General features: G+C 63.1%; 10 protein-coding genes and 1 riboswitch. Of the genes, 3 read left to right on the forward strand and 7 right to left on the reverse strand.

Annotated elements, in window-relative coordinates:
* Positions 1 to 7: 7 nt before the first annotated feature.
* The 7 genes from AC1D1L_RS30580 to AC1D1L_RS30610 form a co-directional block, all read right to left on the reverse strand.
* On the reverse strand, positions 8 to 700 hold the full coding sequence (locus tag AC1D1L_RS30580; protein WP_477345083.1) for an NADH-ubiquinone dehydrogenase: 693 nt from the start codon (positions 698 to 700) through the stop codon (positions 8 to 10).
* 75 nt (positions 701 to 775) lie between these two features.
* A complete protein-coding gene (gene nuoF, locus AC1D1L_RS30585) occupies positions 776 to 2,080 on the reverse strand; it encodes an NADH-quinone oxidoreductase subunit NuoF (RefSeq protein ID WP_112565109.1) in 1,305 nt (434 codons plus the stop codon).
* A 10-nt stretch (positions 2,081 to 2,090) separates the two neighbouring features.
* Positions 2,091 to 3,377, reverse strand: coding sequence for an NADH-quinone oxidoreductase subunit E (locus AC1D1L_RS30590; protein ID WP_477345084.1), 1,287 nt, complete (start codon positions 3,375 to 3,377; stop codon positions 2,091 to 2,093).
* On the reverse strand, positions 3,378 to 4,568 hold the full coding sequence (locus tag AC1D1L_RS30595) for an NADH-quinone oxidoreductase subunit D (RefSeq protein WP_477345085.1): 1,191 nt from the start codon (positions 4,566 to 4,568) through the stop codon (positions 3,378 to 3,380).
* A gap of 9 nt (positions 4,569 to 4,577) precedes the next feature.
* Positions 4,578 to 5,183: an NADH-quinone oxidoreductase subunit C gene (locus tag AC1D1L_RS30600; RefSeq protein WP_436260520.1), complete on the reverse strand. Its 606-nt coding sequence runs from the start codon at positions 5,181 to 5,183 to the stop codon at positions 4,578 to 4,580.
* A gap of 4 nt (positions 5,184 to 5,187) precedes the next feature.
* Positions 5,188 to 5,769, reverse strand: coding sequence for a NuoB/complex I 20 kDa subunit family protein (locus AC1D1L_RS30605; protein ID WP_023670824.1), 582 nt, complete (start codon positions 5,767 to 5,769; stop codon positions 5,188 to 5,190).
* The gene (locus AC1D1L_RS30610) at positions 5,760 to 6,125 is read right to left on the reverse strand and encodes an NADH-quinone oxidoreductase subunit A (RefSeq protein ID WP_112394699.1); all 366 of its coding nucleotides are present in this window, start codon (positions 6,123 to 6,125) and stop codon (positions 5,760 to 5,762) included. Before AC1D1L_RS30610 ends, AC1D1L_RS30605 begins: the two co-directional genes overlap by 10 nt.
* Positions 6,126 to 6,458: 333 nt before the next feature.
* Between AC1D1L_RS30610 and AC1D1L_RS30615 the strand changes: the two genes are divergently transcribed.
* The 3 genes from AC1D1L_RS30615 to cobW all read left to right on the forward strand — a co-directional run bounded on the left by AC1D1L_RS30615 (position 6,459) and on the right by cobW (position 9,410).
* A complete protein-coding gene (locus AC1D1L_RS30615) occupies positions 6,459 to 7,658 on the forward strand; it encodes a winged helix-turn-helix domain-containing protein (RefSeq protein WP_477345128.1) in 1,200 nt (399 codons plus the stop codon).
* A gap of 29 nt (positions 7,659 to 7,687) precedes the next feature.
* Positions 7,688 to 7,890, forward strand: a riboswitch (cobalamin riboswitch).
* Positions 7,891 to 7,929: 39 nt separating this feature from the next.
* Complete coding sequence (locus AC1D1L_RS30620) at positions 7,930 to 8,355, forward strand: DUF1636 family protein (RefSeq protein ID WP_477345086.1); 426 nt, start codon at positions 7,930 to 7,932, stop codon at positions 8,353 to 8,355.
* A 2-nt stretch (positions 8,356 to 8,357) separates the two neighbouring features.
* Positions 8,358 to 9,410, forward strand: a complete 1,053-nt coding sequence (cobW, locus tag AC1D1L_RS30625; RefSeq protein WP_477345087.1) for a cobalamin biosynthesis protein CobW — start codon at positions 8,358 to 8,360, stop codon at positions 9,408 to 9,410.
* Positions 9,411 to 9,416 lie beyond the last annotated feature (6 nt).

A 9,416-nucleotide genomic window follows, 5' to 3' on the forward strand; every position in this document is an offset into this window, starting at 1 on the left:
CTGCCCCCTACCTCTTCGCCTTGGCGGCGAGCGTCAGCGCCGCTGCCTGGCGGGTCCACTCGTCGCGGCCGACGCGGCCCTTGAGCGACAGGTAATCCTCGACCCAGGCGATCTCTTCCGGCGTCCATGCCGCGATCTGGGCAAAGGTCCAGATGCCGAGGCCGTTCAGCACCTTTTCCAGCTTCGGCCCGACGCCCGCTATCGCCTTGAGATCAGACGGCTTGGACGGACGCGCTATCGTCTTGGGCTGCCTGAAATCCTCCGGCATCAATCCGGTCGTGGCGTCTTCGGCGACCGGATCCGCCTTCTCCGGCTCGGCATCGACGGTGCGGGCGGCAATATCGGTCACGTCCTGGGCGAAGGTCTGCGCCTCGGCGATCAGGGTTTTGGTCGCCGCGCGCGCCTTGGTGGCGGGGGCGGTCTCCGAATAACGCTCAGCGCGCTGCTCGAAATCGTCGATGATCGGCTGGAAAATCCGCTGCGATGTCTCGACAGCACCCGACCATGCGCCAAGCCACACGCCAAAGGCATGGTTGGCGAGGCCGAAGCCAAGCGCCGACATGGCGGCAACACCGGCGACAGGATGCGCGAGAAGGTTGACGGCGCTGGCGATCTCCTTCGGCATCATCCTGGTCAAATCCTGGTTCATCTTCTCAAGTTCATCCAATTTGGGCATCAAAGGGTTCGAATACGGCGCCATAGAAATCTCCTGGTCGTTTCTTCGTCTGCCCCGCCCCGATATGTCAGTCCCGGGCTTCACGCCCGTATTTCAAATCTATTCCGCTGCCACCATCACCGGCTCGGCCCGGTGCGCGTTGCGCGAAAACTCGTCGATGCGCCGCTCCACCTCGCCGCGGAAATGCCGCATCAAGCCCTGGATCGGCCATGCCGCCGCGTCGCCCAGCGCGCAGATCGTATGGCCTTCCACCTGCTTGGTCACGTCGAGCAGCATGTCGATCTCGCGCTTCTGCGCCTCGCCGCGCACCAGCCGCTCCATCACCCGCCACATCCAGCCGGTGCCTTCGCGGCACGGCGTGCACTGGCCGCAGCTCTCATGCTTGTAGAAATAGGAAAGCCTGGCGATCGCCTTCACGATATCGGTCGACTTGTCCATGACGATGACAGCCGCCGTGCCGAGGCCCGATTTGAGGTCGCGAAGCGCGTCGAAATCCATCGGCGCATCGATGATCTGTTCTGCCGGCACCAGCGGCACCGAAGCGCCACCCGGAATGACCGCAAGCAGATTGTCCCAGCCGCCGCGAATGCCGCCGCAATGCGTCTCGATCAGCTCGCGGAACGGGATCGACATCGCCTCTTCGACGGTGCACGGATTGTTGACGTGACCGGAGATGCAAAACAGCTTGGTGCCGACATTGTTGGGCCGGCCGAAGGACGAGAACCAGGCCGCACCACGGCGCAGAATGGTCGGGGCCACCGCGATCGACTCGACATTGTTCACGGTTGTCGGACAACCGTACAAGCCGACATTGGCCGGGAATGGCGGCTTCAGCCGCGGCTGGCCTTTTTTGCCTTCGAGGCTTTCCAGAAGTGCGGTTTCCTCGCCACAAATATAGGCGCCGGCGCCGTGATGCATGTAGATGTCGAAATCGTAGCCGGACGTGTTGTTCTTGCCGATCAGCTTGGCCTCATAGGCCTCATCGATGGCGCGCTGCAGCGCCTCGCGCTCCCTGACGAACTCGCCGCGCACATAGATGTAGGCGGCGACCGCGCCCATGGCGAAGCCGGCAATGAACGAGCCCTCGACCAGCGTGTGCGGATCGTTGCGCAATATGTCGCGGTCCTTGCACGTGCCGGGCTCGGATTCGTCGGCATTAACAACGAGATAGCTCGGCCTTCCGTCACTCTGCTTGGGCATGAACGACCATTTCAGTCCAGTCGGGAAGCCGGCGCCGCCACGGCCGCGCAGGCCCGACGCCTTCATTTCGTTGACGATCCATTCGCGCCCCTTGGCGATGATGCCGGGCGTGTTGTCCCAGGCGCCGCGCGCCATGGCGCCGGCCAGCGACTTGTCGAAGAGGCCGTAGATGTTGTTGAAGATGCGGTCTTGATCCTGAAGCATGTTTCGTCCCTCAGACCGGCTTCTTGCCGAAGACGCGGATGTATTCGGCGACGCCGCCCTTGGCGAGCGCCTTGGCTTGGCCGACCCAGTCGTCGCGGTCGATGCGGCCACTGAAGGCGAGATAGCCGTCCATCCAGTCGCGCTCGGCCTTCTTCCACGAAGCGACCTGCGCGAAGGTGAAGATGCCCAGAGTGTGCAGGATGCCCTCGATCTTCGGACCGACGCCTGAGATCAGCTTGAGATCATCGACCGCGACCGGCCTGTCGATGCCAGCGGGACGGTTCTTGTCTTCGAGCGACGGTTTTGCCGGCTTGGCGGCTGGAATCTTGACTTCCGGCGCCTTGAAGGCAGTCGCCGGCTCGGCTTTGTTCCTGGGGCCGCTACGCTGTTTCGAGACCTCCTCGACTTCCGGCGCAGCCACATTGGCATTGGCAGCCGAATGCAGCGGTGCGGCAACGCTCGCTGCTTTTTCCACCTCGGGCGCGACCTTGACCGGCGATGGCGACTTCAGGGCCGGACTGGTCTCTGGAGCATCGGTCTTTGGCTTGCCGGCCTTGGACGGCGCAACCGGCGCTGCGGCCGGCGCCTGCGAAACCGTAGCGGCCGGCGCAACTGCGGCTGGCGCCGCTTTGGCAGCCTTGGTCGCCGCCTTGGCTTCCTTGTCGCGCGTCGCCTTGAGGATCGCCTTTTCGCTCTTCAGCGTCGTCAGGCCGGGGGCCGGCTCCGAGCCGGTGCGGCCATTCTGCGGTCCCGTGGGAACCGTGGCACCCTTGCCCGCATCGTAGAGATCGATGATTTCGGCCAGCCGTTCCGGCGTCAGATCCTCGAACGTATCCTTGAAGACCATCACCATCGGCGCGTTGACGCAGGCGCCGAGGCACTCGACCTCTTCCCACGACAGCGTGCCCTTGTCGTTGGTGTGGAACTGGTCGTGGTGGATCTTCGAGCGGCACACATCCATCAGCGCTTCCGAGCCGCGCAGCATGCAGGGCGTGGTGCCACAGACCTGGATATGCGCGCGCGTGCCGACCGGATTGAGCTGGTACTGCGTGTAGAAGGTCGCGACCTCGAGCCCACGGATGCGCGGCATGCCGAGCATGTCGGAAATCGTCTCGATCGCCGCCTTGGTGACCCAGCCTTCCTGCTCCTGCGCGATCATCAGCAAGGGAATGATCGCCGACTGCTCGCGGCCCTTGGGGTATTTCTTGATCCATTGCTTGGCCACCGCCGCATTCGCCCGGTTGAAGGCGAAGGTGGCTGGCTGGACGCTGGCTTCTGCGAGACGGCGGACTGACATTTAGCGATCGACCTCACCAAACACGATGTCGAGGGAGCCGAGAACGGCGGTGACGTCGGCCAACATGTGGCCGCGGCAAAGGAAGTCCATGGCCTGCAGATGCGCGAAGCCCGGCGCGCGCAGCTTGCAGCGGTACGGCTTGTTGGTACCGTCGGAGACGAGATAGACGCCGAACTCGCCTTTCGGCGCCTCGACGGCGGCATAGACCTCGCCGGCCGGCACGCGATAGCCCTCGGTGTAGAGCTTGAAATGATGGATCAGCGCTTCCATCGAGCGCTTCATCGCCTGGCGCTTGGGCGGCACCACCTTGCCGTCGAGGTTCGACACCGGTCCGGCGCTTTCCTTGCCGAGCAAGAGGTCGACGCACTGGCGCATGATCTTGGCCGACTGGCGCATTTCTTCCATGCGCACGAGGTAACGGTCATAGCAGTCGCCGTTCTTGCCGATCGGGATATCGAAATCCATTTCGGAATAGCATTCATAGGGCTGCGACTTGCGCAAATCCCAGGCAGCGCCCGAACCGCGCACCATGACGCCGGAAAAACCCCAGGCCCAGGCATCGGCCAGCGACACCGTGCCGATATCGACATTGCGCTGCTTGAAGATGCGGTTGCCGGTAAGCAGCTTGTCGAGATCGTTGAGCGACTTCAGGAACGGATCGATCCACTTGCCGATGTCCTCGACCAGCTTCGCCGGCAGGTCCTGGTGCACGCCGCCGGGGCGGAAATAGGCGGCATGCATGCGCGAGCCGGAAGCCCGCTCATAAAACACCATCAGCTTTTCACGTTCGACGAAGCCCCACAGCGGCGGCGTCAGCGCGCCGATGTCGAGCGCCTGCGTCGTCACATTGAGGATGTGCGACATGATGCGGCCGATCTCGCAATAGAGCACGCGGATCAGTTGCCCACGCTTCGGCACCTCTATACCGAGCAGCCGCTCGGCAGCGAGCGCGAAGGCATGTTCCTGGTTCATCGGCGCGCAATAGTCGAGCCGGTCGAGATAAGGTACGGCCTGCAGATAGGTCTTGTGCTCGATCAGCTTTTCGGTGCCGCGATGCAGCAGGCCGATATGCGGATCGACGCGATCCACGACCTCACCGTCCAACTCAAGCACCAACCTCAAAACACCATGCGCCGCAGGGTGTTGAGGTCCAAAGTTAATGTTAAAATTGCGGACGGAGGTTTCGGCCATTCTGGCGCCTCAATTCGTCTTGGCTTTTTCGTCCCCGGGCAGCACGTAGTCGGTGCCCTCCCACGGGGAAAGAAAATCGAAATTGCGGAATTCCTGCTTCAATTCCACCGGCTCGTAGATCACGCGCTTGGCCTCGTCGTCGTAGCGGACTTCGACGAAACCGGTCAGCGGGAAATCCTTGCGCAGCGGGTGACCCTCGAAGCCGTAATCCGTGAGGATGCGGCGCAGATCCGGATGGCCGGAGAACAGGACGCCATAGAGATCGTAGGTCTCGCGCTCATACCAGTCGGCGCCGGGATAGACTGATGTCAGCGACGGCACCAGCGTCTCTTCGTCGGCCTGGACCTTGATGCGGATGCGCAAATTCTGCTTCGGAGACAACAGATGATAGACGACATCGAAGCGCTTGATCCGTGACGGATAGTCGGCGCCGCAGACATCGATGATCGAGATGAACTGGCAGCGTGGATCGTCGCGCAAGAAGGTCGCCACGTCGATCAGGTCGCCGGGCTCGACGGAAATGCCGAGCTCACCATAGGCCAGCACCGCGTCTTTGACGCGGCCCGGCAGCTTTTCGCCGAGATAGGTCGACAGTTCGCTAAGGGATGCGGCCATGGATTTACCGTTCGATCGTGCCGGTGCGGCGGATTTTCTTCTGCAGCAGAAGAATGCCGTAGAGCAGCGCTTCGGCGCTCGGCGGGCAGCCGGGCACATAGATGTCGACCGGCACGATGCGGTCGCAGCCGCGCACCACCGAATAGGAATAGTGGTAGTAGCCGCCACCATTGGCGCAAGAGCCCATCGAGATGACGTAGCGCGGCTCCGGCATCTGGTCGTAGACCTTGCGCAGCGCCGGCGCCATCTTGTTGGTCAGCGTTCCCGCGACGATCATGATGTCGGACTGGCGCGGCGACGCGCGCGGCGCAACACCAAAGCGCTCCGAATCGTAGCGCGGCATCGAGGTGTGGATCATCTCGACGGCGCAGCACGCCAGACCGAACGTCATGAACATCAGCGAGCCGCTGCGCGCCCAGGTGATCAGCGCCTCGGTCGAGGTGACCAGAAACCCCTTGTCGGCGAGTTCATTGTTGATCTCGAGGAAGAACGGATCGTCAGAACCGACCGGACGTCCGGTATTGGGGTCGATCAGGCCCTTGGGCTTCGGCGCGACGAGTGTGCCGGAACTGTCGTTCAATCCCATTCCAGCGCTCCTTTTTTCCATTCATAGGCGAAGCCGATGGTCAGCACCGCCAAAAACACCATCATCGACCAGAAACCGAGCATGCCGATCTTCGAGAACGACACCGCCCACGGGAACAGGAAGGCCACTTCCAGATCGAAGATGATGAACAGGATCGACACTAGGTAGAAGCGGATGTCGAATTTCATGCGGGCATCGTCGAAAGAGTTGAAGCCGCACTCATAGGCGGAAAGCTTTTCCGGGTCGGGATTGCGGTAGGCCACCAGGAACGGCGCGATGATAAGCGCCAGGCCGACGACTGCCGCCACGGCGATGAAGAGGACGATGGGCAGGTACGAACTGAGCAGTGCGTTCATGCTGCGGCTTTCCGTTGGCGGCCAATCCACTTTGATTACAGCAACCAACCCTAATGCGGAAGCGTGACAGTTTAACCGCTGAACCGTTTTAGGTGCCTATGCTGCAACGCGGCGAGGGTTAGCGCAGGGCTTTCGGCGAAGCAAGTCAAACCTTGTTCAAAACGCAGTGCTGGACGGCAGGTCGGGAAAAACTGGTCCGATCCGCTCCTGTTTGATTTCCTTCACCTTTTACTCCACTTTTGTCTCCTGACATGTCTCCCGCCATTCGCCTGCTAGCATGGTCGGAATCACCGGCTAAAAATGCGCGAACAGGACCAGGGCAAAGGCATCTTGATGAAGGACAAAATATCGCTCGCCACGGCCAGGCGGATCGCACTGGCCGCGCAGGGTTTTACCGACCCCCGCCCGGGCGGCACACCCGATCGCCGCCACCTCGCCCGGGTGCTCTCGCGCACCGGCCTGCTGCAGATCGATTCCGTCAGCGCCGTGGTGCGCGCCCACTATATGCCGCTCTATTCGCGCCTTGGCCCCTACCCGCTGGCTTTGCTCGACAATGCCGCCATCACCCGCAAGCGCGCGGTGTTCGAATATTGGGCGCATGAGGCCTCGTTTCTGCCGGTCGAGACCTGGCCGCTGATGCGCTGGCGCATGCAGCGTGCCGAGAGCGGCGACGAAATGTATCTCGGCCTCGCCAAATGGGGCCGCGAGCACGCCGCCTATATCGAGGAGATCTACCGCGCGGTCGCCGAGCGCGGTCCGATCGCCGCTTCGGCGCTCGAAGGCCAGAAGGGCTCGGGCGGCTGGTGGGGCTGGAGCCATGCCAAGCATGCCTTCGAGTGGCTGTTCTGGGCCGGCCGTATCACCACGGCCCACCGTCGCGGCTTCGAGCGCTTCTACGACCTGCCCGAGCGCGTGCTGCCGCAGGCGATCCTCGATCTGCCGGTGCCGGCGGCCGAGGACGCGCACCGCGAGTTGCTGCGCATTTCCGCCCGCGCCCACGGCATCGCGACATCTGGCGATTTGCGCGACTATTTCCGCCTGTCGCCGGCCGACATGAAGGGCCGGCTGGAGGAACTGGTCGAGACGGGCGAGCTTTTGCCGGTGCGCGTCGAAGGCTGGGACAAGCCGGCTTACCTCCACAAGGACGCCCGCCTGCCGCGAAAAATCGAAGCCCGCGCCTTGCTGGCGCCGTTCGACCCCGTCGTCTTCGAGCGTTCGCGCAGCGAGCGTCTGTTCGATTTCCACTACCGCATCGAGATCTACACCCCGGCCGAAAAGCGCCAATACGGCTATTATGTCCTGCCCTTTCTGCTCGGCGACCGGATCGTGGGGCGCGTCGACCTCAAAGCCGACCGTCCCGCCAGCGTGCTGCGCGTCCACGCGGCTTATGCCGAACCCAAAGCGCCACCTGAGACCGCCGCACAACTCTTCGAGGAATTGAAGCAGATGCAGGGCTGGCTTGGCCTCGAGCGCATCGAAGTGACGCCGGCCGGCGATTTGGGACAGCCTTTGGCCGACATTGCCATGTCGTAGCCGTGCGTTGACAGTACTGCCCGCAAAAGCCTAAATCCGCTGCAGACGGTCCCCTGCCCGCAACGGCTGGGGCCAAGAGGGAATGCGGTGCGGGACAAAATCCCAAATCCGCGGCTGTCCCCGCAACTGTAAGCGACGAGCCAAGGCCGAAAGCCACTGGGTAACACCGGGAAGGCGGCTACCAAGGCGATGACCCGCGAGCCAGGAGACCTGCCGTCTGCGACAGAAGAATCCGATCGCCTGGCGGGTTTCCGGGCAAGGAGCCCGGTTTTTGGACCAGAACAGCAGTTTTTCGGCTGGCACAGCGGATATTTCGTCCGCCGATAGCGACGCCTTGGTCGGCGTCACCGTCATCGTCTGCGCCTCCTGCCGCGACGAGACCGGCTCAGACGCCCATCCCCGCGCTGGCGAATTGCTGGCTGAGGACACGCGCCGCGCCGCTGCCGGCGACATCCGTGTCCGCACCGTCGAATGCCTCGGCAATTGCAAGCGTCGGCTCAGCGCCGCGATCCTGCGCGATGGCTGCTGGAGCTATGTCTTCGGCGACCTGACCACGACCAGCGGCGCCGACCTCGTCACCGGCGCAAAACTCTTCGCCACCTCGACCGACGGCCTCATCCCCTGGCGCGGCCGGCCCGATAGCCTCAAGCGCGGCCTCGTTGCCCGCATCCCACCCCTCGACATGTTGAAGGACTGACCATGAACGCTCCAAATCCGGCCGGCAATCTCTCCCGTGTTCCCTGCACCGTCGTCACCGGCTTTCTCGGCGCCGGCAAAACGACGCTGGTCCGTCATCTCCTGGAAAACGCCGGCGGCAAGCGCATTGCCATCATCGTCAACGAGTTCGGCGACATCGGCATCGACGGCGAAATCCTGAAAGGCTGCGGCATCGACACCTGCCCGGAGGAAAACATCGTTGAGCTGGCCAATGGCTGCATCTGCTGCACCGTCGCCGACGATTTCGTGCCGGCCCTCGACCAGATCCTGGCGCTGACGCCGAAGGTCGACCACATCCTGATCGAGACCTCAGGGCTGGCTTTGCCCAAGCCGCTGGTCCAGGCTTTCCAGTGGCCGAGCGTGAAGAGCCGCGTGACGGTCGACGGCGTCATCGCCGTGGTCGACGGCCCGGCACTGGCCGAAGGCCGCGTCGCCAACGACATGGACGCCCTGCAGGCACAGCGTGTTCAGGATGAGACGCTCGATCACGACGATCCAGTCGAGGAAGTCTTCGAGGACCAGATCGCCTGCGCCGACCTGATCATCCTATCGAAGAGCGACCTGATGGATTCAGCCGGTTCGGCCCGCGCCAACGCCATCATCAATGAGCATTCCGCCCGCGCCGTAAAAATCGTGGCGACCGCGCATGGCAAGGTCGATCCCTCGATCCTGCTGGGCCTCGGCCTCGCCGTCGAGGACGACATCGAGAACCGCAAGTCGCACCATGACGGCGCTTTCGACCACGAGCACGACGACTTCGACACCTTCATCGTCGACATTCCCTCGATCGCCAATCCCGACGAACTGGCAAAGCGCGTCACCACCATTGCCGAAGAGGAGAATGTGCTGCGCGTGAAAGGCTTCGTCGATGTCGGCGGCAAGCCGATGCGGCTTTTGCTGCAGGCCGTCGGCCCGCGCGTCAACCATTACTATGACCGCGCCTGGACGGCCGAGGACGACCGCCGCTCGCGCCTCGTCGTCATTGGCCTCAAGGGGCTGAACCGCCCGGCGATCGAGCGTATACTCGCCGGCTGATCTCAG

The organism is Mesorhizobium sp. P2_D6, assembly GCF_056404315.1.

What these genes read in the sequence shown, in the direction of transcription:
- cobW (WP_477345087.1), top strand. Translation starts at nt 8,358, where the DNA reads ATGAACGCTCCAAATCCGGCCGGCAATCTCTCCCGTGTTCCCTGCACC.
- AC1D1L_RS30615 (WP_477345128.1), top strand. Translation starts at nt 6,459, where the DNA reads ATGAAGGACAAAATATCGCTCGCCACGGCCAGGCGGATCGCACTGGCC.
- AC1D1L_RS30580 (WP_477345083.1), bottom strand. Translation starts at nt 700, where the DNA reads ATGGCGCCGTATTCGAACCCTTTGATGCCCAAATTGGATGAACTTGAG.
- AC1D1L_RS30600 (WP_436260520.1), bottom strand. Translation starts at nt 5,183, where the DNA reads ATGGCCGCATCCCTTAGCGAACTGTCGACCTATCTCGGCGAAAAGCTG.
- AC1D1L_RS30590 (WP_477345084.1), bottom strand. Translation starts at nt 3,377, where the DNA reads ATGTCAGTCCGCCGTCTCGCAGAAGCCAGCGTCCAGCCAGCCACCTTC.
- AC1D1L_RS30595 (WP_477345085.1), bottom strand. Translation starts at nt 4,568, where the DNA reads ATGGCCGAAACCTCCGTCCGCAATTTTAACATTAACTTTGGACCTCAA.
- AC1D1L_RS30605 (WP_023670824.1), bottom strand. Translation starts at nt 5,769, where the DNA reads ATGGGATTGAACGACAGTTCCGGCACACTCGTCGCGCCGAAGCCCAAG.
- AC1D1L_RS30610 (WP_112394699.1), bottom strand. Translation starts at nt 6,125, where the DNA reads ATGAACGCACTGCTCAGTTCGTACCTGCCCATCGTCCTCTTCATCGCC.
- nuoF (WP_112565109.1), bottom strand. Translation starts at nt 2,080, where the DNA reads ATGCTTCAGGATCAAGACCGCATCTTCAACAACATCTACGGCCTCTTC.